This window comes from Sphingomonas sp. (assembly GCF_039594485.1).
Taxonomy (GTDB): Bacteria; Pseudomonadota; Alphaproteobacteria; order Sphingomonadales; family Sphingomonadaceae; genus Sphingomonas.
Genome location: NZ_JBCNNI010000013.1, coordinates 37,166 through 61,866 on the forward strand (window position 1 = coordinate 37,166; position 24,701 = coordinate 61,866).

At 69.9% G+C, this 24,701-nt stretch carries 19 protein-coding genes and 1 CRISPR repeat array; of the genes, 8 read left to right on the forward strand and 11 right to left on the reverse strand.

What is annotated here, in order from left to right; translation table 11 throughout:
• The first annotated feature begins 2 nt into the window (after positions 1-2).
• From ABDV78_RS08520 to ABDV78_RS08555, 8 genes are read left to right on the forward strand one after another with little or no spacing between them, the layout of a single operon-like run.
• On the forward strand, positions 3-542 hold the full coding sequence (locus ABDV78_RS08520) for a hypothetical protein (RefSeq protein WP_343526954.1): 540 nt from the start codon (positions 3-5) through the stop codon (positions 540-542).
• Entirely contained in the window at positions 535-795 is a 261-nt protein-coding gene (locus ABDV78_RS08525) for a hypothetical protein (protein ID WP_343526955.1), read from the forward strand. Before ABDV78_RS08520 ends, ABDV78_RS08525 begins: the two co-directional genes overlap by 8 nt.
• Positions 792-1,157 carry a hypothetical protein gene (locus ABDV78_RS08530; protein WP_343526956.1) on the forward strand — a complete coding sequence of 122 codons (366 nt, stop codon included), beginning with the start codon at positions 792-794 and terminating at the stop codon, positions 1,155-1,157. Before ABDV78_RS08525 ends, ABDV78_RS08530 begins: the two co-directional genes overlap by 4 nt.
• The gene (locus ABDV78_RS08535) at positions 1,157-1,885 is read left to right on the forward strand and encodes a hypothetical protein (RefSeq protein ID WP_343526957.1); all 729 of its coding nucleotides are present in this window, start codon (positions 1,157-1,159) and stop codon (positions 1,883-1,885) included. The genes ABDV78_RS08530 and ABDV78_RS08535 overlap by 1 nt, the downstream gene beginning before the upstream one ends.
• A gap of 49 nt (positions 1,886-1,934) precedes the next feature.
• A complete protein-coding gene (locus ABDV78_RS08540; protein ID WP_343526958.1) occupies positions 1,935-2,516 on the forward strand; it encodes a glycosyl hydrolase 108 family protein in 582 nt (193 codons plus the stop codon).
• Positions 2,513-2,932 (forward strand): hypothetical protein, encoded by a 420-nt coding sequence (locus ABDV78_RS08545; RefSeq protein WP_343526959.1) that lies wholly within the window; start codon positions 2,513-2,515, stop codon positions 2,930-2,932. The genes ABDV78_RS08540 and ABDV78_RS08545 overlap by 4 nt, the downstream gene beginning before the upstream one ends.
• 8 nt (positions 2,933-2,940) lie before the next feature.
• Positions 2,941-3,291, forward strand: coding sequence for a hypothetical protein (locus ABDV78_RS08550; RefSeq protein WP_343526960.1), 351 nt, complete (start codon positions 2,941-2,943; stop codon positions 3,289-3,291).
• Between the two features lie 8 nt (positions 3,292-3,299).
• Positions 3,300-3,482: a hypothetical protein gene (locus ABDV78_RS08555; RefSeq protein WP_343526961.1), complete on the forward strand. Its 183-nt coding sequence runs from the start codon at positions 3,300-3,302 to the stop codon at positions 3,480-3,482.
• Positions 3,483-3,557: 75 nt separating this feature from the next.
• A CRISPR array of direct repeats spans positions 3,558-5,904; the repeat unit is 29 nt; unit sequence GGGTCCATCCCCGCGAGCGCGGGGGAGCC.
• 60 nt (positions 5,905-5,964) lie between these two features.
• Here the strand turns inward: ABDV78_RS08555 and cas2e are convergent.
• From cas2e to drmD, 11 genes are all read right to left on the reverse strand, one after another.
• The gene (gene cas2e / locus ABDV78_RS08560; protein ID WP_343526962.1) at positions 5,965-6,291 is read right to left on the reverse strand and encodes a type I-E CRISPR-associated endoribonuclease Cas2e; all 327 of its coding nucleotides are present in this window, start codon (positions 6,289-6,291) and stop codon (positions 5,965-5,967) included.
• Complete coding sequence (gene cas1e / locus ABDV78_RS08565; protein WP_343526963.1) at positions 6,282-7,223, reverse strand: type I-E CRISPR-associated endonuclease Cas1e; 942 nt, start codon at positions 7,221-7,223, stop codon at positions 6,282-6,284. The genes cas2e and cas1e overlap by 10 nt, the downstream gene beginning before the upstream one ends.
• The gene (locus tag ABDV78_RS08570) at positions 7,224-7,991 is read right to left on the reverse strand and encodes a type I-E CRISPR-associated protein Cas6/Cse3/CasE (RefSeq protein WP_343526964.1); all 768 of its coding nucleotides are present in this window, start codon (positions 7,989-7,991) and stop codon (positions 7,224-7,226) included. It abuts the gene before it with no gap.
• Positions 7,988-8,722 (reverse strand): type I-E CRISPR-associated protein Cas5/CasD, encoded by a 735-nt coding sequence (cas5e, locus tag ABDV78_RS08575; RefSeq protein WP_343526965.1) that lies wholly within the window; start codon positions 8,720-8,722, stop codon positions 7,988-7,990. Before cas5e ends, ABDV78_RS08570 begins: the two co-directional genes overlap by 4 nt.
• Positions 8,719-9,939 carry a type I-E CRISPR-associated protein Cas7/Cse4/CasC gene (gene cas7e, locus ABDV78_RS08580; RefSeq protein WP_343526967.1) on the reverse strand — a complete coding sequence of 407 codons (1,221 nt, stop codon included), beginning with the start codon at positions 9,937-9,939 and terminating at the stop codon, positions 8,719-8,721. Before cas7e ends, cas5e begins: the two co-directional genes overlap by 4 nt.
• Positions 9,929-10,489 carry a type I-E CRISPR-associated protein Cse2/CasB gene (gene casB / locus ABDV78_RS08585; protein ID WP_343526968.1) on the reverse strand — a complete coding sequence of 187 codons (561 nt, stop codon included), beginning with the start codon at positions 10,487-10,489 and terminating at the stop codon, positions 9,929-9,931. Before casB ends, cas7e begins: the two co-directional genes overlap by 11 nt.
• Entirely contained in the window at positions 10,479-11,978 is a 1,500-nt protein-coding gene (gene casA / locus ABDV78_RS08590) for a type I-E CRISPR-associated protein Cse1/CasA (protein ID WP_343526969.1), read from the reverse strand. The genes casB and casA overlap by 11 nt, the downstream gene beginning before the upstream one ends.
• Before the next feature lie 150 nt (positions 11,979-12,128).
• Positions 12,129-13,988 (reverse strand): DUF1998 domain-containing protein, encoded by a 1,860-nt coding sequence (locus ABDV78_RS08595; RefSeq protein WP_343526971.1) that lies wholly within the window; start codon positions 13,986-13,988, stop codon positions 12,129-12,131.
• The gene (gene drmA, locus ABDV78_RS08600) at positions 13,985-17,446 is read right to left on the reverse strand and encodes a DISARM system helicase DrmA (RefSeq protein WP_343526972.1); all 3,462 of its coding nucleotides are present in this window, start codon (positions 17,444-17,446) and stop codon (positions 13,985-13,987) included. The genes ABDV78_RS08595 and drmA overlap by 4 nt, the downstream gene beginning before the upstream one ends.
• Positions 17,443-21,375, reverse strand: coding sequence for a DNA methyltransferase (locus tag ABDV78_RS08605; RefSeq protein ID WP_343526973.1), 3,933 nt, complete (start codon positions 21,373-21,375; stop codon positions 17,443-17,445). Before ABDV78_RS08605 ends, drmA begins: the two co-directional genes overlap by 4 nt.
• Complete coding sequence (gene drmD, locus ABDV78_RS08610) at positions 21,372-24,575, reverse strand: DISARM system SNF2-like helicase DrmD (RefSeq protein WP_343526974.1); 3,204 nt, start codon at positions 24,573-24,575, stop codon at positions 21,372-21,374. The genes ABDV78_RS08605 and drmD overlap by 4 nt, the downstream gene beginning before the upstream one ends.
• Positions 24,576-24,701: the final 126 nt, after the last annotated feature.

A 24,701-nucleotide genomic window follows, 5' to 3' on the forward strand; every position in this document is an offset into this window, starting at 1 on the left:
CCATGGAATTTTGGATCGTCTATGACATCGAGACGGGCGCGGAGCTGTACGCGGGCAGCGGCAGCACCGGCACCGCCGCTTATCAGACGGTGCCCGAAGGGGCCGCGCTGATCGTCGTGCCGCAAGCCGTCGTCGCGACGAACCCCCGCGACCTGGACGCGCTGCGCGCTGCTCTGATCGTCGGCGTCGATGCTACGGCCGAGGACGTGCGCCAGCGCATCCTGACACCGGGCGCGGGACAGGCTCTGGCCTATTCGATGAAGCTGGCCGAGGCGCGAATGGTCCTGTCGGGTGGGGATGATCCCACGCCCTTCCTGACCGCCGAGGCCGAGGCGCGCGGGATCACCGTCGCCGAACTGGCGGGACAGGTGGCCGACGCTGCCGCCCGCTGGGCTCAGGCGGGGGCCGCGATCGAGGCCGCCCGCGCCCGCGCCAAGCGCGCTCTTTTCCAGGCCGCGACGCTGGGCGGCCTGATCCAGGCTGCGCGCGTCGCGTGGCCGGACGTCACCACCAGCGAAAAGGACGATGAACGCCATGGCTGATTATACCCCCGAACAGGTGGCCGAGGCCGCCAAGATTTCCGCCTGGGCGGCCGAGAAGGCGCGGGCCGAGGACGAGGCTCGCCGGGCCGCCTATCGCAACGCCCTGCGCCCGATCGTGACCGATGCGACCTATGCGGCGGTCAGAAGTGACCTGCGCGATCTGGTCGCCACCACGACGGCCGACGGCAATCTGTCGATGCACGTCGCCGCCATCCTGGCGGCCATGGATCGCCTGGCGGCGGAACCGCTGTGACCGACGCGCCCGTCGCCGCCGGTTACGCGGCCCAGCTCAAAGCGGCGCAGCGCGAGTTGCCGGTCGCCACGGCGGCGGCGGCGCGTTTCCCCAAGGGGCGGACGATCGCGTCCGCCTCGCCCTTCGCGACCGAGGCCGGGGCGCAGGCCGAGGGTGCGCGTCTGGCCGCGTTCTATGGCTATCCGCTGGTCGAGGATGTCGCGATCGTCGCGGGCGCGCGGGCGGACTTGCAAGGCCGTTGCATCGCCGCTGACTGCCGCCGCCTGGATTACAAGCCCGGCGACCTCGTGTTCGTGATCGGCGCGCAGGAGCTGGACAACGGCACGACCTCGCTGACCGTGCTGAAACGCGTGGGGGCCTGATGCTTTCGATCGTTCATCCCATCGCCTTCACCGTGGACCAGGCGCGATCGTCGGCGGGGACGGGCCATGCCAATCTGGCGACGCCGTCGCCGCGCGAGGCGTTCGCGGCAGCAGCCGCCCAGACGACCATCGTCCTCGACCTCGGCACGGCCCAGGCGATCGACCGTGTCGTCCTGGGCTTCACCACCGCCAGCGCGGGCGATGGCTTTTCGGTCGTGCCGGGCCTGGACGGGGCGGCGGTGGCAGGCGTCTTCGCGCACAGCTATCGCCGTGCCCCCGTCCTTCGCCACGGGCTTTGCGTGCTGCCCGCGCCGGTCGTCACCCGCTATGTCCAGCTTCGCGTCAATGCCGCCGCGCCGATCAGCGCCGGGGTCGCGGTCGTCGGGCAGGCGATGCGATCGGCATATGAATATGGCTCGGGCCGCCCGCTGGTCGATACCGGCCGGTCCGACCGGCTCTGGTCTGGCGGTTTCGGTGGCGAGGGCGGCGCGGTCGCGGGCGGCTATGCCTGGACGATGGTCGACCTGTCGGACGAACTGCGCGACCGGCTGTACGCCATGCAGCTCGACCTGGGCACGACCGGCGATTTCCTCGTGATTGAGGACGAGGCCGCGACGGACGGCTTGAACGAGCGCATCCACTGGGGAAGGCTGCCAAAGCTGGAGACGTTCGAGCGCCAGGCGGACGGCACGTCCAAGCTGCCCATGGCGATCGGGGATTGGGCCTGATGCGCCAGCGCACCCCGACGCGGCGCTGACGCATCGCCTATCGTCGGGCATGGCTACCCTTTCACCCTTTGAAGAGTCCGCCGCCCACACGCTCGGCATCGAGGGCGGTTTCAGCGATCATCCGTCCGACCGGGGCGGTAAGACCCAATGGGGCATCACCGAGGCCGTGGCGCGCGCTGATGGCTATACCGGTCCGATGGCCGGCCTGCCCAAGGCGCGCGCGCTGGCGATCTATCGCCGCCTTTACTGGGATCGCATCGGCCTGGACTGGATCGCCGCCGTCGATCGCGACACCGCCGCCGAGCTTTTCGACACTGCCGTCAACATGGGCGTGTCGGTCGCGGTCACCTTCCTCCAGCGGGTGCTGAATGCCTTGAATCGCCAGGGCCGCGATTACCCGGACCTCAAGGTCGACGGCAGCGCCGGGCCAGCCACTGCCACGGCCCTGCGCGCCCTGATCGCGCGGCGGGGCATCGTCGGCCGCAATGCCGTCCTGACCTATCTCAACGCGCTCCAGGGCGCGCGCTATGTCGAGCTGGCCGAGGCGCGCGCCGCCAATGAGGATTTCGTGCTGGGCTGGGCTCAGCGCGTCGCTTTCACCTTTCCCCTCACCATCAGGAAGGCCGCATGACCCCGCCCCTGCGCGACAACGGTTCCCCCTCGCCATTCGAGGCCGGGACGCATGAGGCGGTGGGCTTGCCCCCGCCGATCACCTTCGATCCGGCGCTGGCCGAGGGGCTTCGCCTGGGCGGCGACCTGGGCGGCCTGGACACGCTCGACCTGGGGCCGGGCGCGCCGCCGTGGATGACGGCGCTGGCCCGCTCGATCCGGCCGCTTTGCGTCGGCGCGTTGATGGCGATCCCGACGCTTGGTGCATTCTCGGTCGGGCTGGTCGCGATCGTCTCGCCCCGAGCCGCCGCTGCCATGGTGGCGGCATCGACTGCCTTTCTGGCGGGCATCCCGACCGACATCGTCGTCCTGATCGGGACGCTGGCGTCGGGCTACGGACTGGCGAAGTCGGTCGAGCGGTTGCGGGGTGGCAGGTGAAAAGCGCTATGGAAAGACTGCTCCTCGCTGTGCCGGTGGCGATGGTGGTCGCGGCGCTGATCGGCATCGCCGCCTTGCCAGGATGCGCCACCACTCGGCGCGATCGGCTGGCCGATGAACAGGCCGCGCTGTCGATCGAGCTGGCCTATCAGGCGACGGCGATTGCCGCGCTGGCGGCGATCCATAGCGATGCACTCAACGCCCAGCAAAAGCGGTGCGTCGCCGTCCTCGACCAACAGGCGTTCCGCCAGGTCAAGGCGGCGCGAGATGCCTATGACCATCATGACTCTGTCTTCCTGTCCCAGGTCGCTACGGCGCGGGAGGCGATCACGACCCTACTTATTCGGCGAGGATGCTGACTATGGACTTGGCGACGATCCTGAAGGCGATCGAAATCGTCGGCGCTTTAACGCCTGCTGCAATGCGGTTGTACGAGGGTTTCATGGCTGTTCTTGGCGATGGCGATCAGGCCGAGTTGGCGGCGCTCTATGCCGCTGCGCGGGACCGATCCGATCGCTTGCACGATCAGGTTCAGGCAGCGGCGCGCTGAATTATTGCTCGTTTGCCTGAATTTTTGCTCGAAATTTTTGCTCGGCTACAGGGACGGATCGGCGTCGAGCCGGGTGGGTCCATCCCCGCGAGCGCGGGGGAGCCGACCTTCGGACTGACAACCGGATGCCGGATCTGGGTCCATCCCCGCGAGCGCGGGGGAGCCCGCTGAACGGATTGTCATGCTGGGCTACGATAAGGTCCATCCCCGCGAGCGCGGGGGAGCCCTGGATTGTCCAGTACATCGGCCGCGAAATCCGGGTCCATCCCCGCGAGCGCGGGGGAGCCGATCAGGAACTGCGACCAGTCCCCGAAATACAGGGTCCATCCCCGCGAGCGCGGGGGAGCCCGCTCCAGAACGATCGGTCGATCGAGGATCAGGGGTCCATCCCCGCGAGCGCGGGGGAGCCCGTGGATGATCACCGACCAGCTGGCCGACGCGAGGTCCATCCCCGCGAGCGCGGGGGAGCCTTAACTTTTTCAGCAGCATCAATGAGCGAAACGGGTCCATCCCCGCGAGCGCGGGGGAGCCCGAGATAGAGCTTGGCAAGCGGCGCGAGGACGCGGTCCATCCCCGCGAGCGCGGGGGAGCCGAATATGTCCGGACGGACGTGGACGTGTCGAAGGGTCCATCCCCGCGAGCGCGGGGGAGCCTTGTCGAAAAGCGCATCGCCGACCAGAGCGAAGGGTCCATCCCCGCGAGCGCGGGGGAGCCTGAAACACCTCGCCATCGAGGAGCGCGATGGCGGGTCCATCCCCGCGAGCGCGGGGGAGCCATCATCCGCGGTAATCCCAACCTCTCCGGGTGGGGTCCATCCCCGCGAGCGCGGGGGAGCCTGTTCGGTGTCCACTTCCGGAAGCTCGACCGCGGGTCCATCCCCGCGAGCGCGGGGGAGCCAGGTCCGGGAAATCAGCCGCACCGGCGACACGGGGTCCATCCCCGCGAGCGCGGGGGAGCCTCGACGCTCTTAGGGCGCTCTGGCGCCGATATGGGTCCATCCCCGCGAGCGCGGGGGAGCCCAATGGCGCTATCCGCATTGGCGCGGGTGGTCGGGTCCATCCCCGCGAGCGCGGGGGAGCCGTGGTTGACCGAGGCGCGGCTTAGCGACTTCCGGGTCCATCCCCGCGAGCGCGGGGGAGCCGCGTCGGCGCGGCGGCTGTCGCCGCCAGGGCGGGGTCCATCCCCGCGAGCGCGGGGGAGCCTCATCGAACCTTCGCGGTCGATCCGGCAGGAAGGGTCCATCCCCGCGAGCGCGGGGGAGCCCCGTCCGTGACCTGAAAAACCGACGGCAGGAAGGGTCCATCCCCGCGAGCGCGGGGGAGCCTGGTACAGCGAGGCCGTGGTCGCATCGACATACGGTCCATCCCCGCGAGCGCGGGGGAGCCGGATACCGGAGGGCGTCATCTTCCAGCGGTACGGGTCCATCCCCGCGAGCGCGGGGGAGCCGTGAACCGGAAGCCGAGCCCGACCATCGTCGCGGGTCCATCCCCGCGAGCGCGGGGGAGCCCTGACACGCTGATCCGCCAAACGACGATGACGGGGTCCATCCCCGCGAGCGCGGGGGAGCCGACGGCGCGCTCGAAGTCCAGGGCGCGGGATCGGGTCCATCCCCGCGAGCGCGGGGGAGCCGTCACCCCCCGACGCCAGCCCGGCCTCCATCTGGGTCCATCCCCGCGAGCGCGGGGGAGCCTTCCAGAGGAAGTGATCGCGATAGCCCATGAAGGGTCCATCCCCGCGAGCGCGGGGGAGCCGATCCTCATTTCCTGATCCCCCGGAGCTGATCGGGTCCATCCCCGCGAGCGCGGGGGAGCCGCAGCGTTCCCGTACTGAGCCAGCGCAGTCTTGGGTCCATCCCCGCGAGCGCGGGGGAGCCTCCAGCGCATAGCGCAGCGCGTCGACAAGATGGGGTCCATCCCCGCGAGCGCGGGGGAGCCAACGTCGAACTCCCTAACTGGGCAGGCGAACTGGGTCCATCCCCGCGAGCGCGGGGGAGCCGTCCGTCTCAGCCTTGCGGATCGCCCGGTTCAGGGTCCATCCCCGCGAGCGCGGGGGAGCCCGTTCACAGATGCATCTCCTGTTCGATGACGCGGGTCCATCCCCGCGAGCGCGGGGGAGCCCGGCTGACGGTCTTGCACGGCCGGAAATACTTGGGTCCATCCCCGCGAGCGCGGGGGAGCCGTGACGGCATCCAAGAGATCGGCCGGGTTGCTGGGTCCATCCCCGCGAGCGCGGGGGAGCCTGGGGAACCCATGCTTGCGGAGGTAGCTGATGGGGTCCATCCCCGCGAGCGCGGGGGAGCCTATTCATTTCGGTTGCTCCGTTGTGTCAGCAGGGGTCCATCCCCGCGAGCGCGGGGGAGCCTGAGCGCTATCTGGGCAACTGGCTTCAGTATCGGGTCCATCCCCGCGAGCGCGGGGGAGCCTCTGCGGGCTAGCTGACTGATTTCATTCACAATGTCAAAGACGCGCCGCAGGATGATCGGTCAGGGTGGCCGCTCGGTGGCGTTTCGGGCGGATAGGGCGCGGCGGACCAGGAGGATGCCGTCATGCGCGATGACGTCCTTGGGTGGTTCGCCCAGCGTCATCAGGCCCAAGCCGCCGGCTGCTGCCGGTTCGGCCCAGCATATCACGATGCTGCCCCGTCGCAGCCGCGCGTGCCATTCCTCGACCACGGTCCAGATCCGGCCGCGCACCCCGGCGCTCATGCGCGGTTGGGCATAGACGCCCGGTGCCAGCTCGAGCATCGCGGAGCCCAGGAAACCCCGATAGCGATCCTCGACGTCGCGCGTGATCACCACGGTCAGCGGCATGCGTCGCCGTCCCCCTTCGCCGGTTCCCCGGCGGATCCTCCGGCACCGGGCGCACCGTCGCCCAGCGTCGATCCGGGCATCAACAAGGTCTTGATCCGATCGATCATGCCGGGAATGACCGCGCGTTGCCGGAACAGCAGGGCTGCGCGTTTGCGGACCAGCCGTTCGATCGGTGCCGCCCCCCGAGATCGGGCCTCGCGCACCGCGCCGAAAGCGATGTCGAGCAGCACGTCGTGGCGATAGAGATCGGCGATATCGAGGACGAAGCTCTGGCCGGAATCCTCGTGGACGAAGCCCAGTTGCGGGATCGCGCCGGTCGCCGCCACCGCGACGCTGGCCGCCGCGGTCATCGCCGACCCGGCATGGTTGATGGCCTGGTTCGCCAGATCGCCCGCCTCGGGATTCTCGCGATCATAGCGGCGGCCGTTCCAGGTGACGCCGTGACGCTCGGCGGCCAGGACATAGGCGCGCTTGATCCGGGCCCCCTCCTGCCCGCGCAGCACGGCGATGTCGCGGGTCCGCACGATCTCGCCGAAGCGCATCGCGTACATGGCGCGCGCGGTCTCCATGCGTTGCTTGGGGTCGGCCCAGCGGCGGACCTGCGCGCGCGCCAGGGCCGAACTGTCGGGCATCAGGGGCGGTGCGGTATAGAAACGGACCGCGCCGTCCCCGATCGCCGCCAGGGCGCAGCCATGCCGCGCAAGCAGCCGCAGCGCGTCATGCGTCACGCTGGAGCCGGGGCCGAGCAACACGATGGAGATGGCGTGATAGGGGATTTGATAGTCGCCCGCCTCCAGCGCCCCGCCGCCCGCCGTCACGAAGCGCAGGCAGCCATCCTCCACTTCCAGGCGCCCGCGATCCAGCCATACCAGTCCCTGGCGGTCGGCGTGCGGGATCCGCGCGCGTTCCAGACCAAGGCGGCCGGACAGCATCTAGCCGGCGCGCCCCGCCGGGGAGAGCAGCAGCATGCCGTAGCCAAAGGCGGCATGGCGCCCGACCCCGCGCGACAGGATCGTGGCAAAGGCGTCGGGATCGGCGATGGTCAGCGTTCCCGCCATCACCGCATCGGGGCCTTCGACCGCATGGGTTCGGCCGCTGCCCGCGCCATGGGTGCTGCGCCGGGTGCGCGCGCGGCGGAAGAGCCGAAGGGTGGCGGAGTCCAGCGTCGCGGCATCGGCCAGCCGCGACCGGAGCCATTGTGTATAGACCGCCTCGCGATCGACGGAACTGGCATCACCGCCTTGCGCGACGGCACGTTCGCAGGCGCTGACATAGGCGTCGATCTCGCCGGCCTTGGGTTGCCAGGCATCCTTGCGTTCGGCGCGATCCGCACGAACGGTCTTGCCGAAACGGACCACGGGGCGCACCCGGACCTCGAAGCCGTAGCGGGCACCGCCGCGCCAGGTCTGGGGCATCGGCTGAATCTGCGGTGCGGCGAACAGGTCGGTCAGCAGGTCTTCGACGGTGGGGAGTGCACTCGCCTCCTCCAGCATCGAGCGGTCGGCCGTATAGCCCAGCAGGTGGGGGCCGCGCTGATGCTCGGGCAGGTAGCGGAACGGACGCGGTGCCGCCTCGCCGAAGCGCGCCGCCAGCGCGGCGTGCAGCGCATAGCCGCCGTCATCGTCGCCCAGCCGTCGCGCTGCCGCAAAGACTGCCAGCGCCTGTGGGTTCACGCCCATCCTGACGAGATGCAGGGTCACGCGCTCGCCTCCGGCCGGCCCAGCCGGGCGTGGATCACCCGGCGAAGGCCCGCATGGACCCCGGCGGGCCAGTGGCGTTCGTCGGTCAGTTCGTCTTCGCGCGGGGCGGTGACGATTGCGGCCCCGTTCGGCTCGTCAAACGGCCACTGGGCGCGCGGCGTGTCCGCTTCGGGCGGCGTGTCGATCAGCGCCATCCCCGCGACGAGCGCGTCGGGGATGGTGTCGGCCTCGACGATGGCGAGCAGCAGGGGGCGTGACGGGACGAAGGGCTTGCGGCCGATGAACAGGGGGCGTTCGGGCCGGGTGAGCGCGGCGGCCAGCGCATCCAGGTCGGGGGCTTCCGTCGCACGTTCCAATCGACACGCGACCAGCACGCGCGCATCGGCATCCATGTCGCGATACCGGATATGCGGCGATTTATAGGTATCGGCGCCGCCCGCGCGGCCCTCGACCCGGCCGCGCGTGGTCCAGCCCCGGTCATTGGCTTCCAGCTTTGCGGTCTGGAACTCGCGCTGGCGCTGACCTTCGACCATGCGCGCCGATCCGATCGCCAGTCGCGCCTGCAAGGCCCCTTGCGCCTCGGCATCATGCCGTTCCCAGCCCAGCGCATTGGCGAACAGGCCCGCCAGCATCGACTTGGCGGGAAAGTCGCGCACCACGCCATAGGCATCGACCAGATCGCCGCCAAAGCTCATCAACGGCGCGTCGAGGTCCAGCAGCAAATGCCTCACGGCCGGGCCCGCGCATCGCGGACCAGCGACCCGGCCCAGTCGGCGAGTTCGCGCAGTGATCCATCGGCGATGGCGGGAAGCGCCAGGTCGGGCAGGGCGGCGTGACGCCGGACCTCGCCGGTCTCGTACATCCGGTCCATCGCGGCCAGATGGTCGTGCAGCTTGCCCGCCGCGCGGTTCCCCAGTGACCGGTTGGACTTCCGGTCGGCCAGCGCGACCGCATCGCGAAATGCATTGGCCAATGTGCGCGGCTGGCGGTCGCCTGCCTCGACCAGCACCAGTTCGGCGCGGCTATAGGGCGCGGTCGATCCCTTCTTGGCCCCGGGTGAGACCTCCGCGACCAGATGGATCAGATGCTCGACCACCTGCGCGGCGAGCGCCCGGTCGTGATCGCCCGCCCAGTCGGCGCGCGCACAGCCCGTCAGGTTGGACACCAGCAGCGGTATGTCGACCACGACATAGCCATAATAGAGGCCCGAGGTCAGTTCGGTGTCGAACACCCCCGCCGCCCCCGCATCATCGCCCTGTTCGCGGTCGTGCAGATCGTCGACGACGGTGAAATAATCCAGTTCGGCCTGTTCCTCATGCACGGTGAAGGCATGGGCGACATGGATCGCGGCGTCACGATTGGCGCGGGTGTCGCTGGTCACCATCCGCCCGAACAGTGCGGCCTCCAGCGAGGCGGCCAGCACATTCTGGTCGCGCAACTGGTTGAGATTGTTCTTCTGCTCCTTGACCCAGATGTCCGCCGCCGCCTTGATACCCGCGGCGCTGCCGCTCTCCGACAACAGCCGTTCCGCCTCTTCGCGGAGCCAGTTGATCTCCGGGCGGCCGAACAACAGCGCCTGGCGTTGCTGCTTGTCCTTGGCGTTCTTGCCATAGAATTTGGCGAGGAAGGCGTCCTCGACCGCATCGACCATATCCGCGTCGAACCGCGCGCGTAGCGGCCCCGTCACCTCGCGTTCGATCACGATCTTGGACCGAAGCCCCTCCACCCCGGCCTGTCTGGCCAGTTCATGCAGGCCGTGGCGGTCATCGGCCATCCGCCAGTGGCGTTTCAGGCATTGCGAAGAGATCCGCGTCCGCGTCGCGTTGCCGAAGGGCAGGCGCTTGGCGAGCCCGGCATCATCGCGGTTCAGCAGCGCGCCCGGCCAGGCGGCGAGGAAATGGATCTGGATGAACCTGGGCACCACGTCGCCGGTCGTTTCAGTCGTCACTCGAAGTCCCCTCGTCGGACCGCGCTTTGGCGGCATAATAGTCCTGGGCGATGCGGATGCGCGCGGCCTCGGCCTGGCCCGGATCAAGGCCGATCAGGTCGAACAGCGTCCGCAGATTGACCGGCGCCTGGCCGCGCTGAGCAAGCATCCGTATCGCGCGAATGGCCTGTGCGGCCAGCGCGTCCCCGCGCGCCGAGGTCAGGCGCATCAGCCGGTTTTCGGACAGGCCGATCTCGTGCAGCGCGCTGCCCAGCCTCCGTCCGGCGGCATGGGGCTGAACCCCGCCCGTGCCCGACAGCAGTGCGGCACAATGGGCGAACAGCCGCCAGGGCGCGAACTTCTCCGGCACGATCGGGATGGTGATGCCCGCACGGTGCATCATCTCGATGACGATCCCGTCCGCTTCATGGCGGCCGGTCAGGTACAGGCGGCGCAACTGCGCGCGCTGGCCGGTCGACAGATACGCGATCTGTCCCGCGATCGAATCGACCGGATGCTTGCGTTCGGGCTTGGCCTCCGGCGAGGCCTCCGGGCGCGCGTCACTCGGCATGCTGCACCTCGTTCATCCATTTCCCCATCTGCCCATCCAGAAAAGAGCGTGCCCGCGCGCGGGCGCGGATGCGCCGGACCTCGGTGCGCGGCGCGGCGTCGGCGGCGTCTTCAAACACTTCGCCCGCGATCGCGCGCAGCCGGGCGCGCCAGGCCAGCCGGTGATTGCCCGCATCCCCCGCCGCCTCGGCCCAGAAGGGCGCGTCGAAGAATTCGGCGTCGACCACATGGTCGAACCGGTCGAGCCAGCGATCCGTCTTCTTCCTGGCGGGATCGTCGTCGAACCGCGCCTTGTCCGGGCCGCCCTGGACGAGCGAGATCAGCGCACGGCGCAGCCGCTTGCCCGCTTCGCCCGCTTCCCGCGCCCGCTCTCCGGCGACCGCGCCGATCCGGTCGAGCGGGGCCTCTTCATAGGCGCCGATCGTCTCCCATCGGCTGACGCGGACATGGCGGCGATGCAGCCCCTCCGTCTTGCCCTGTCCGCGCACCAGCGCGGCGGCGACGATCGACAGTCCCTCGCGCTCGTCCGTCTCGCGCGGTTCCGCCAGCAAAGGGCGGACGATCTTGGCCGGGTCGAGCAGGGTCGCCATCTGGCGGTAGCCGAACCCCGCTCCGGTCGGTGTATGGCTCGACGACCCATCGGCCTTGACCGGCGCCCATGGATCGCGCGTGATGCCCTTCAGGTCGGCGGCGGCGACCCGTGCGCATTTCGATCCCGCCGTGCACGCTTCGATCGCGCCGGCCATGGTGCGTTGCAACCGGACCCGGCGACAGACCTCCACATAGAGTTCGTCCAGTTCTCCGTAATTGAGCGACGCGGTGCCATCCCAGGGCACGGTCCACAGCAAGGCCGTCCCGCCGCGCCGGTCCGGCCGGGCGCGGGCATCCTCGACAAGCCGCAGGACGTCGCGCCGAAACGCCGGAGCCGCGCCCCCGCCGGGCCGCACGCCCAGTGTCATGCGGCTCGCAAAGCCGCCATTCATCCGCGACACGCCATAATTGCCGGCCCCCAGGAACCCCTCGGTCGTCTGGAGCGTGACCAGCGCGAACAGCCAGTCCTGATCGCTCGCGCCGATCATCCGTTCGGGCTTCACGTCGTGATTCTTGGCGGTCACCAGCATGTCGAGCGCATCGGGCGTCGCCAGCCGGTTCTTATACGCGGCCCGGTCGGTCGCGGCGACGATGGGGGGTTGCAGCAGGGCGGGCTTCGACCAGTCCTCGACCACCAACTCCCATGCCTCGCCACCGGGATGGTCGGGCGTCAGGCCGATCAGCAGGTCGCGCCATGCAGCCTCGCTGTCGGGCAACGCATCGAGCCCCGACCGGATCAGCGCCAAGGCGGCAAGCTGCACGGTAAAGGCGTGCCACGGCTCCCGCTGATGCGGCCGCAGCGCCGGGAAGCTCCACGCCTCACCCCGCGCCAACGCCGCAAAGGTCGCGAACAGGTCGCTGGAATGATCGCGGTTTCGCTCGTCCCGCCATTCGATCATGCACCACCTCCCATGACCATCAATAAACTTGGCTTCTTGCACGACGTCAATCGGCGACGAGGCACCTGCAGGGCAAATATTTCGAGGCTTCCCGGATCGATTGCATCCGATTTGAATATTGATTTGGCGACATTTGCCCTTTCGCGATTGTTACTCAAACAACCCGGTCCCGCCCGCCAGCACCGTCTGAGCGGTCAGCGCGCGGTCGAGATACAGATTGCGTGCCTCGCAACTCGTCTCCGCGACCAGCAGGCAGCTATGGCAGGCCGCGCCGCTCAGGGCGCGTTCGTCGGCATGGGTATCGGGATCATGCTCGGCACAGATGGGGTCGCCGCTGCACAATGCCAGACGGTCCAGCGCCCGTTCGGCGATCGCCCCCAGCCGGGGCAGCACGGCGACCAGGCCGCCCAGCGTGCCCTGCGATCCGCTCGACGCGGTGTAGAGGAGCAGGCCGAACCGCTCCCCCTCGTCATCGACGATGGCATAGAGCCGTTCCTTGAGCGCGGTCGCGGGATAGCCGCAATCGAGCGCGATCTCGTTCATCAGCGCATGAGAGAAGCCGTGCATCGCGTAATAGGCCAGTCCCGGAAAGCGCAGGCGGTCGCCATAATATTGGTCCGCGCGCCACCGTTCCCATCCGCGCAGCAACGCCTCGCCCTGCGCCATCACGGCCGGGCGCGACAGCCAGGCGCGGATCACCTGCGCGTCGAAGCGCAGGAAGATGCCCTCTCCGCGATGCTCGACGGCGGGCAGCCATTCCAGCTCGGTCGCCAGCGCCGCGCCCTCGACCGCCAGATAGAGTTCCTCCAGATCCCCGTCGATCGCGGTCGGCGCGGCCTCGAACCGGGTGAAGCCATAGAGGCAGGCCACCTCGCGCAGCCGGTGCACCGCCACCGCCGAGGCGATCGGGGCCAGCCGTGCGCGTTCGCCGTCCCACTCGGCGCGGGTCAGGGTGCGGGCGTGCAGCCGGGCATCGGGCGTGTCCGCGCCGATCTGCGCCAGGCCGGAGGCGAGCAGGTCGAACTCGGCGACCTTGGGGGCCTTGGCCAGCGTCTGATGCCCGGCATGGCGGAGCTGCGCGATCCGCGCGACGATCTCGGCGTCGCTCCATCCCGACAGGGCGGCGCGCAGCGAGGGGTTGGAACGGCGGGCGATCGCCATCTCCGCCTCGGTCGTCACCCAGTCGATCGCGTCCATATGCGCCTCCACCAGCCGCGACAGTTCGTCCTCGGCGGCAGGCAGCGAGATGACGGTCAGGACTTGCGGGAAATAGGCGTTGGTGGCGGTGCGGGTGAGGAAGCGAAGCTGTTCGCCGCACGCGCCCGGCTCCGGGGTGCGCAGCCAGGGGCGCTGGCCACGACAGGGACCGAGCAGGCCGGTGGCCTGGGCATCGCGCAGCGAAAGCGCGGCACCGCAGCCGCAGACGACACGGGTCGATGCCGGGTCGCCCGATGTGCCGCGCTCCTCCAGCCATAGCGGCTGGGTGCAGCGCCCCTCCATGCCGATATGGACGACCTGGGGCCAGTGGATGTCCTGCAAATGCCCCTTGCGGCACCCGGCGACGAAGCGGATCGGCGTCACCGCGATGCGGCGGCCGTCATCGTCGATGAAATCGGCCCGCCCGCGCGGATCGAGGTCGCGCCAGCGGACCAGCCGACGGCGGCGCCATTCGCCCGCCTCCTCGGCGTCGCGGGCGACGAACCAGGCGGGAAAGATGCGCGCCTCGATCCCCGGCGGCTCGGCGGTGCCGGTGCGCGCCTCATCATCGGCGGGCGGCGTGCGGAGCGACAGCCGCGCGTCGTCCGCCAGCCGCCCGTTGCCGCGCAGCAGCGTTTCCAGCACCGACGTCGCGCGCGGTTCGTGGATGGGATGCCAACTGCCGCGCTCGCGCATATGCCACAGGTCCAACCCGCCGATGACCACCGACCGGGTCGGCAAGTCGACCATCGCACCGGGGCCGAAGGCGGTGATGAGCTGCGACTGGCGCAGCGTGACGCGCTTGGTGCTCATGCCATATCTCCTGCGCCGCTCACCCGTTCGCCACCGGGCCCGCGCGGCTTGACGAGGACGCCGGGCTCAACGTCGCGCATGCTCCATCCGGCCTGGAAGCGACGGTGGCCGGCCGATAGCTGGTCGAGCGAGGGATCGAGCGGCGGGTGGAGCAGGCGGTGCGGGCGATCCTCATAGGTGAAGCGGCCACCGGCGGCGGTCTGGTCGGCGGCGATTGTGATCCAGTCGTCGAGCAACCCTTCGATCAGCGCGGCCAGTGCCTCGCGTCCCCCGGCGATCTCGGCGGGCGCGCGCTCGACCAGATGCCGGACGACCGCCATGCGCGTCGCGGGCCGGTTCGCCAGCGCATCGACGGCCGAGGCGGCGGTGAGCGCGGGGTCGAGATGCCGTGCAATCGCCACCACCACCGCCGCCAGCGACCGATCGAGCGCGCGCGGCGACCAGGGCGTCACGCTGGTCGCCTCGACCGCGCGGTAGAAGGTGTCGTGGAAATGGCCGAACTGCTCGAAATGCATCCGGTCACGCGGGCGGTGGACGTTGAGCACGACGATGACCAGTCCGGGGCGGCTCGGATTGCGCCCGACACGGCTGGTCGCCTGGATATATTCCGCCGCCGTCTTGGGCTGTCCCTGCACCAGCATCAGGCCTAGCCGGTCGATGTCGAGCCCAACCGAGATCATGTTGGTCGCCAGGGCCACGTCGACGGCCATGTCTCCCGACTGCTCGCCGTCGAAATCGGTCTCCAGTCGTCTCTTGGCGGCGGCGACCTGATCGGTCGACACGCGCGAGGTCAGCTCCACCGGCTCGCCCAGCCGGCGGTCGGCGAACGGCCGGTCGGCGGGTTCCAGTCGTCGGCGTCGCGTGCCGTATTGCGCCAGCCGTGCGGCGACCTCGTCCTCCACGATCCGCCGCGCCCCGCCCAGTTCGCGCAGCGCGTTGAAATAGCAGAGCGCGGTGCGATAGGCGTCGGCCTCGTCGCCGTCGTCCGCCAGGGCCTGGGCCGCGCCGAGCAGCGCAACGAGCGCCTGGAGGAACACCAGCTTCGGCCCACGCCCCGCCGCCGCCAGCCCGACATACCAGCGGGCGGGATCGGTCGCGTTCTCGGCCTGGGTCCGCGCGAAGAAGCTGTTGCGGCGGTCGAGCCCCGGTGGTGGGAAGATGCGTGTCTCGTCCCGGTCGAACAGCGCGCGGATCTGGTCATGCGCGCGGCGGACGGTGGCGGTGGAGGCGATGATCTTGGGCCGCACCCGCTGTCCATCGACTTCGCGGGTCGCCAGCCTGTCGATCGCCGCCTCGTACAGTCCGGCGACGGTGCCGAGCGGACCGGAGATGAGGTGAAGTTCGTCCTGCACGATCAGATCGGGCGGATCGAGCCGGTGGCCATTGCCCAGCGAACGGCCCATGCCCGGCTCCGCCGCGCCATAGAAGCCGATTGCGTCGGCGCGGTCGACATGACCGAAGAACGCGCCGGCCGGGCCGTTCCAGGGCAGGCTGGCGAACTTGTCGACCGTGGCGATCAGAAAGGCGGGGAGGCGGCGATAAATGGCCTCGTCCACCGTCACCACCGGCAGCGCGCGGTCGCCCGTGAAGGGGCAGGTCAGGTTGACGCAGCGCAACTCCAGATTGGTCGGCGCATCCGCATTGGGGACGCAGGTGAAGCTCTGCGGGGTGAAGGCGGTGCCGCACCAGGGACAGGCCTTGATCGGGGCGGGCGCGCGCGAATCGCGGCCGCTGGTATAGGCGCGGACGCGCTTGACGGCGGTGCCGTCGGCCCTGTCCCCTCGACGGCCCAGCCGATTGGGACTCGCGTCGGAGCCGACCCACAGCCCGATCTCGATCGGCCAGTCACCGAGCAGGGGCCGCCCCGCCTCGTCGCGATGGTCGGGGCCCTCGCGCAGCAACTCCAGCGCGCAGACCAGCCCCGCTGCCCGCCCGAGCTGGTCGAGCGTCAGCAGCCGCAGCGTATAGCGCATGATGACCGAGACGCCCGCGCCCAGCAGCCCGCTCGCCCCCAGTCGTCGCAGCGCGATGGTGAAGGCGGCGAGGCCCAGATACGCCTCGGTCTTGCCGCCGCCGGTGGGGAAGAACAGCAGGTCGGCGATGTCGCGATCCGGGTGGCGGCGATCGGCCATGCCCGACAGGTTCAGGAGGATGAAGGCAAGCTGGAAAGGGCGCCAGGCGGGCGTCGTGTCGGTCGGACGCCGGGCGCGGGTGGCGTCGGCGACGGCGCGGTTGGCGATCTCGAATGCGGTGCGCACCCGCGCGTCCTCGGCCAGCAGCGCGATGCCCGCCGCGATCCGTTCCCGCGCCTCCTCCTGCGCGGCGATCAGCGCTTCGGCGGTGCGGACGCGCTGGGCGGCGTCCGCGACATCGGGCGCGGCACAGGCCGAACGCTGCGCGGCGGTCCAGCGGTCATAATGGGCGACCAGCGGGGCCAGCGCGCTGCGCAGGCCCGTGCCGTCGTCGCGCGCCAGCCCGGCCAGCCGGTCCATGCCGAAGCAGACATCCGGCACGGGAGCCGCGACGGTCCGCTCGACGGCGGCACGGGGCAGGTGGGTGGTGTGGACGCACCGCACGACGCCGTCCTCATCGACGACATGCTCCGTGGCACAGCCCAGCCCGGCGGCATAGGCGGCGCTGTCGCGATAATGAAGGTCGGCCAGCTGGTCGTCCCAATCGTCGCGCGCGATCCGCGACAGGTCATGCTGCGCGAAAAAGCCGCTCTCGCAGGCGAGCGACAGTCGCACCTGATAGGCATAAGCGAGGTCCCGGTAATGCGAGGGCGGCTCCAGCCGCTTGTTGACCAGGAACACGGTGACGACCTGAACCGCGCGCTCCCGCCCATCGGCCAGCCGCAGCGCGAAGGGCCGCGCCCGCACCGCCAGTTCCAGCGCGCCGCCGGGGCGCGCGGTGGCGGCGGTGCCGGGCAGCGGGCAGTGCGCGATCCCCCCATCGGCCGAGGGCAGCGACAGCGTGACCGCGTGCTGCCGCGCCACCCGCCGCCAGGTGACGGGCGTGCCATGGGGCTCGCCGCCGGTTTCCAGCATGTCGGGGGGCAGTGGCGGTTCGGGCACATAATCGCCCCAGCTCAGCGCGACGTCGAGCGTTCGGACCTGCGCGTCGACCATGGTCGACAGCCCGATCGAACTGGGCAGGAAGCGACGGCGCGCCGGCGATGCGTCGGGCGGGTCATTGTCACCCGCCGCACCGCCCGCCCCGAACGCCTCGACATCGGACACCAGGCCGTCAATCTCCTCCCACGCGGCGTCGGGTTCCATCTCGGGTTCGATGGTCAGTTCGCCCGAGGGCGCGATGAAGCCCGACAGATACCAGCGCGACGGGCTCTCGCCGGCGGGCAGGCGTTCGGCGGCAAGATCGGCGTCCTCCGCCTCGCACGGCCCGATCAGGTTGCGCCGCAGTCGCCGCACCATCTCCGCCCGCACCCCGTCCGCGTTCACAGCATCCGCTCCATCGTCGCGCGTTCCTCGTTGAGTTTGAGCAGGCGGGCCAGCACCGCGTCGCGAAAGGCGGCGGGCCAGAACAACCGACCCTGATAGCGATGGTCGTCCTCGCTCTCGGCATCGAGGAAGACCGGCGCGGCCGCCTTCGCCAGATCGTCCCAGCCATAGGCGGCGAGGACCGCGCGATCCATGGCATGGTGGAGCGCACGCAGCGTCGCGATATCGGGGGCGGTGTCGGCGGCGCGGTGGAAGCGGTTATAGGTCGGCGTCATCCCCTGATCCCGCGCGATCATCAGGGCGGCGCGGTGATCGTGATAGGCTTGGCCCGCGGCTTCGAGCATGGGGGCGTCGTCATGGCCGGGGGGCAGGGGGAAGGTTTCGAAACAGTCGGATGGCGTGTAGCGGAGGTCATCCTTCATGGATGATGCGAAGGAACGAGCCCAGACTTCGTGCACACGGGATTGCAGCGTGGCGAAGGTTGCGTGCGTATCGAAAGCGAAGATCGCCGTCGTGTGGGAAAATACTGCGTCTGATCCACGACGCGCAAAGCAGACATGCGGTGTCGCGCCGCAATTAATGGCCAGAATGTGCTGAAGCGGCTGTATCGTCCGATACATTTCTTGCCGTGACCGAAGGAAGCGCCACCAAAGCCGCCGACCATTGGGATCGCGCTGAGCCAGCCTCTCCGGCTTGACGCGCGAGGTGACGACGGAAAGCAGATCCGGCCAGTCCGCCGCTACGGGGTAGGGATAATTGTAAGCCACCACACCGTGCCGCAGTTCCGCGGCTCTTGTCTCTTCCGACTGCCGAAACCAGTCTTCGCCGGCTTCACGGCGCTGTAACGGAAATTCGGAAAAGTCGATTGTATAGCGGTGATGCGAAAATGTTGGTGAATTGTTGATCTCTTCCCCACCGAGATATGGCTTGATGCGATCGGCATTGCGGGGATCGGTGCGAATGAGCCGATGCATCTCACTGAGCGTGGATGCCTTGCCCTTGGCGGCATTCACATCATCGAAGGTGAATCCCATGCCCAGCAGGAAGGACCCGATGAACGCCTTGCCCGCATTCTCCCGCAACGCCGCCGGTGATCCGTCGAGGTCGCCCTCCATCAGATAGGCCGAAATCCGCCGCACCGGCCGCCCGTCCAGTATTACTGGCGTCTGCGTATCGCCCTTTCGCACGAACACCTGCGCGACGACCACCGCCGCTTCGCCTTCCCATGGGTGACGGCTGACCGCGCGGAAGATGGTGCCGCCGTCCGCGAGGATCCGGGTCAGCCCGGTATCGCGCGTATCGCCCTGGCGGATGGTGTTGGTCGCGATCAGGCCGAACGTGCCGCCTTGTCGCAACAGGCTGAACGCGCGGAGGAAGAAATGCGCCGCCAGATCGGCATTGCCATGGGCGCCCATGTGCAGCGTCTTCAGCCAATCGGGATAGGCGGCGCTATGCCCGGCCGCGATCGTGTTCTTGCCCGCGAAGGGCGGGTTGCCGATGATCGCGTCGAAACCGGGATTGGGACGGTTGAAGACGTCCTCGAACTCCAGTTCCCAGTGGAACGGCGTGATACCGATCGGGTCGCCGTGCAATTCGGTGCGCCACGCCGCCAGCCGCGCCCAGCCCTCGGGCGTTGGCGCGAGCACGCATTGCTGCACCTCCGCCAGCCGGGCTGCGCGGTCGCGGGCGCTGCTCCCGGTGAAATAGGCCCAGAGCACACCGTCTGCGACCCATTGTGCCCGCTCCAGCGCGGCGGCGGCGGCCCGGTGGCGATGGTCCTGCGTCGCATAGGAGGCGATCTCCGCCTCGACGCGCATCAGGCGGCGCAGTTGGGCGGCGGCGTCGATCCCCTCGCGCACGATCGCCTCGATAAAGCCGTGCTGCCCTGACACCTTGTCCCATGTCACCGCGACGATCTTCGGATTGGGCAGCCCGACCAGGCTGTCCCCGCAACGCAGCACCGCGTCGAGAAAGGTGAACTCATGCGCGCTCGCCAGGGTCTCCAGCCAGAGCGAGAGCTTGGCCAGGTCGATCGCCAGCGGATTGCGGTCCACCCCGCGCAGGCAATGCTGCGCCACCAGCCTTTTGGCATGGAGCAGTTCGTCCTCGTCGGCCGGAATGGTCGGGCGTTGCGCGGGCCAGCGGGCCCAGGCCGCGACCAGCCGCTCGCCGAGCTGGCGGCACGCCTCGACCAGGAAGGCGCCCGATCCGGCGGCGGGATCGCAGACCTTCAGGTCCAGCACCTCGCTGGGGCCGGCGTCCGGGCCGATCCGGGCAAAGGCGGGGGCCAGCGCATGCTCGACGATCGGACGGGTCAGCGTGGATGGGGTATAGTGGCTGCCGGTGCGCCGTCGTTCGTCGGTGGGTTGCAGGATCGGGGTGCCCGCCGCCACCGGTGCCCCGCGCGGGGCGGCGCGAACGTCCGCGATGGGGGAGAGCGCGGCGGCCACCGCCTCCACCCCGGTCGCGGTGCGCAACGCGCGCGAGACGGCGGCGGGATAGGCCCCGCGCCCCGTCCAGGCCTTGAGCTGCTTTTCGCGCTCGCTCGCTCCGGCCGCCGCCAAGGCTTCCAGGTCGACCCAGACGGGCACCCGGTTGGCCTTGCCCGCCCGGATCGCCAGCATCGTGGCGGGGGCGCACTGGGCGGTGAAGCCCATCACCGCCTCGTAGACCGAACCGATCTGCTCGACGCTGAGCGCGCGGTACGCGACCCGCTCGCCCTTCAGCATCAACAGGCTGTCGAGCACGCGCAGCACGCATCCGTCGCCGACCGGCAACACCTGTTCGGGGTCGTCCGGCGTGTCGCGGCCGAGCAGGAAGGGGAAGCTCCTCTCGTCGAACAATTGCCCGCCACGGGCCTGCATGAAGCCCGAAGGGTGGCCGCGATCGACCAGCCGGAACAGCGCCAGCAACCGGCCCCAACCGCCGCGCCGCTCGTCCATCATATCGGGATAGAGGGCGGCATCGTCGCGCAACCGGACATGCAGTCCGCCCAGGGCATAGCCCTGTTCGTAGAGCGCCGTCGCCATCCCGCCGCCGACCGAGGGCATCAGCCCGCGATCCTCGGCATAGAGGATGAAGATCAGGCGGAGGAGGACGGTCAGCAGCCCCTTGTAGAGATGGTCAGGATCGTTCGTCGCCAACGCGCGGATACGGGAAGGGTCGGCGGCGTCCAGCCCGCGCAGCAATTCGTGCAGGCCGGCGATCACCTGTCGCGCCAGATGGTTCGACACATCGGCCTGCGCGGCCTGGCTTTCGGCGAGGATGGCGGGCAGGCGGTGCGAGGGCGGCCCGCTGAACAGCGCATGGGCGTCGAGCAGCAGCTTCAATCCCGCCAGCATCCCGCGACCGCCGACTTCGGCCAGCGCGGCCAGCGGCCAGCTCATATGCCCCGACGCCGCGCCACGCGGGGCGACGACCAGGCGCAAGACCGGTTCGGTGGCCTGATCGCCCGATCGTCCGGTTTCCTGCGCGCCGATGATCAGTCCGGCGGAGACGCCGGTTTCGCGCAGCAGCCGCTCGAACCGCTGCTGCGCGGTCGCTTCCCATCCCGACAGCGTGCCGCGCCGGTCGAGGACCAGGCCGGGCCGTTCGATCCGCACCAGCAATTGCGTCGAGCCATCGGCGGCGGCGACGGCCCAGTGCGGCTCCAGCAGCGTATCCAGTTCGGGAAAGGCAACGCGCAGCCCGTCGGGAATCGCGTCGCCGCGCGACACCCGGTCGGCGGGCCAGCCCAGTATGTCGCGGAAGAAGGGCCAGGGATCATCGGCGAATCCCGCCAATGCGCGGGCTACGGCGTCATTGTCGGCGGGGCCCTGGGGTGTAGGCCAAAGGCCGATCCGGGCCAGGGCGGCGGGGGCGACGACCAGGCCCACCGGCTGGAGATAGCCGATCCAGTCATGCCGCCCGCCGACGATCGGGCCGCTCATGCGGCGGGCCAGAGATAGACGATGCCGATCGGCTCCAGCCGGGTGGCGTGGATCCGTGCGGCGGCGCGCAGGCGTTCGGGTTCGCGGATCAGTTCGTCGTCCAGCCGGGTTGCGGCGCGGTCCCAGGATCGCCGGTCGGCGGCGCGCTGCCGCGCCTCGGCGGGATCGAGCAGCAGCGCGAACTGGCGGTCGTCCTCGCCCCGCTCGCGGCGGATGCGTGCGATCCGCTGCTCGAGCAGCGTCTCCAGCCCGCGCGCCTCGGCGGCGGCCCGGCGGGTGAGTTCGGCGGCGACCCGCTCGGTCCGCGCGGCGGCCCGCTCCTCCAGCGCGGGGCGGAGGTCGGCGACATCGCGCGCGGCATGGGCGGTCGCGGCCCTCGCGGTATCCGCATCGGCATCCTGGGCGGTGCGCAGCGCCTCGATCAGTTCGTCAAGCACCCGCGCTTCGGCCTCGCGTCCCTCCGCCAACGGACGAAGCGGCGGCGTATCGCGCCAGTCTGCCGCGACGCTCAGCACCTCCTCATGCAGCCGGGCCGCCTGTTCGCCATAAAGGGCCAGCCGCCCCAGCAGGATGACGCGCGGGGCGGTGACCGCGGCGGTCCGAATGACGCAGGCGCGCTCCAGCCCCTGGCGGAATCCGGCTGACAGGAACCGTCCGAGCAGTCGGCGCACCAGCCGATGTTCGAGATGCAGTTGCACGACGTCGCCCGCATCGCGCCCATCGGGCAGGATGGCGGGGGCGAAGCTGATCCGCCGGACGGCGGCATCGGCGCTCATGCGCCATTCGCCGGGGCGTTCCTGCGGGCGTGGCGGCCGGGCGCGCAGATCGTCGAGCAGGGGTTGCCAGCTCGGATCGCTCGCCAGGGCCGCCTGGTCGAGGTCAAAGACGGGGATGCCGCCGACCGCCGCCGGGTTCGTCCAGCCGCCGCCCGCGCGGGCCAATGCCAGTCCAACGACCGATTGCAATTCGCCCGGATCGACGCCGACCCTTGCCCGCGCCTTTTCCAGGGTCGCGGCAAGATCGGCCTGTTCGCGGCGCAACCGGGCGATCCGTGCCTCTGCCCCATCGTCCATGTCGCGCATGGCCGCGCGGACGCGTTCATCGGCTTCCTCGTCCTCGATCCGCGCCGCCAGATCGCGCGCCGCCGCCCGGTCGATCCCGCCGCCGCCCAGGCGATCGGCGATCCGTGCCCCCAGCACCTGGCCCGCAGAGCCCAGTTGCCGTCGGATCAGTTCGGTCTTGCGCACCAGGGCGTCGAGCACGACGTCCTCGGGCCGCTGGGCATAGACGAAATAGCGGCAGGTGACGGTCGGGCTGGGTTGCAGCTTGCGGTCGATCCGCCCGTTGCGCTGTTCCAGCCGCGATGGGTTCCAAGGCAGGTCGACATGGATCAGGTCATGGCATTGCGCCTGAAGGTTGATCCCCTCGCGCGCGGCGTCGGTGCAGATCAGGATGCGCAGGGGCGCGGCGGGATCGTTGAACGCGCGCTTGATCGCGTCGCGCCGTTCGGTCGAGGTGATGCCGGTGAAGCTGTCGATCCGCCGATCCTCATGGGGGTCTTCCGGGTCGAGCAGGACCGACAATTGCCGCTTGAGCCAGCGGCGCGTATCCTCATATTCGGTGAACAGGATCAGCCGCCGTTCGCGCCAGGCCCCGCTTTCATCGATCAGGTTCGCGCGGGCCCAGTCGATGATCCAGTTCACCCGCGCATCCGGGGCGGTCCGGGTCCGCTCGGCGCGATCGAGCATCGCGGCCGCCAGGGCGCGTTCCTCCAGGAGCTGCGAACGGGACGATCCCATGGCCCCGGTCACGGCGCGCGATTCCGTGTCGGCGGCATCGGCGCGGTCGAGCAGGTCGGCTGCTGCCGCCTCATCCTCCGCGCGATCGGGGGCATCGGGCTCGGCGACGGACATGGGCGTGGCGGCTTCACCCGCGATCGCCCGGTCGAGCCCGGCGATATGCACGCGCAGCGTTTGGGCGAAGGCGGGGATCGAGGACAGCAGCCGCTGCTGCAACCCCACAAAGGCCAGTCGCGCGCGGGCCGCCTGTGCCCCCGACAGGTCGCCGATCCGCCGTTCGCGCAACCGTCGATACTCGGCCAGCATCCCGGCGAGGATGAGTTCGGGGGCGTCCTCGGGCAGGGCGTCGATGACGACCGGCTCGACCAGACGTTCGGGAAAGGCCTCGCCCAGCGCGCGCAGGTCGCTCTTCAGCCGCCGGACCATCACCGGCTCCAGATCGGCGGGGCGGACGGGCACGCCGCGCGTGAAACGCTGCGGGTCGAGCAGTTCGAGCAGCGTCGCGAAGCTGTTGGGGTGGCCGTTATGCGGTGTGGCGGACAGGAACAGCCGATGCTCGAACCGATCGGACAGGTCGCGCAGGCTTCGGGTGAACTGGCTTTCGATCGCATAGCGCCCGCCGCCTGCCGGGGCGGCATGATGCGCCTCGTCCAGGATCAGCAGCGAGCGGGCGCGAAAGTCCTCCAGGACGTCGCGTAGCCCCGCGACATAGTTCTCCTCGCCCAGCAACCGATGGGACAGGATGAAGCGCGATCCCGCTGCCCAGGGATTGGCGCCATAGCCGCGTCGCCGCCGCAGGTCCTCCAGATGGCGGGCGTCGATGATCTCGAAGGACAGGCCGAACTTGGTCTGAAGTTCGTCGCGCCACTGGCCGGTCATCGCCGCCGGGGCCAGCACGACGCTATAGTCGACCCGGCGGCGCAGCAGCAGTTCGCGCAGGACCAGTCCGGCCTCGACCGTCTTGCCCAGCCCCACATCGTCGGCGATCAGCAGGTTGACACGCGGCAGGCGCAACGCCTTTCGCAGGGGAAGCAGCTGATAGGGATCCAGCCGGATGCCCGCGCGGAACGGCGCCTGGAACAGGTCGCGTTCCGCGGCGGTCGCGGTGCGCCAGCGGACCGTGCGCAGATAGGCGGAGAAGGTCGCCGCATCGCCGCCATCGGTGCCCAGTGTCGCCCAGGCTTCCTCGTCATGGAGCCGCGCGTCGATCTCCGCGCCCCAGAGGATCTGCGCATCCTCGCCATTGGCGTCGTCGTCGATACAGGCCAGTCGATGCCCGGAAAACGGCCCGTCGGGCTGCGCCTCGACCATCCAGAGCCGGCCCCGCAGCGACACGAACTGGCCGACCGACGGTCCGGGCCCGTGCGACAGGGACATGCGATGGCGGCGCGTGTCGGTCATGCGATGTGATCGATCCTCCCGCCCGCGAGGATGCGGGGCGGGACGCGCGCTGCCAATCGGGGGACGGGGGTGTTGCATCCATTACGACGCAATCCCTTCGGTTGCGAACTTGCCCCGACGCGCTAG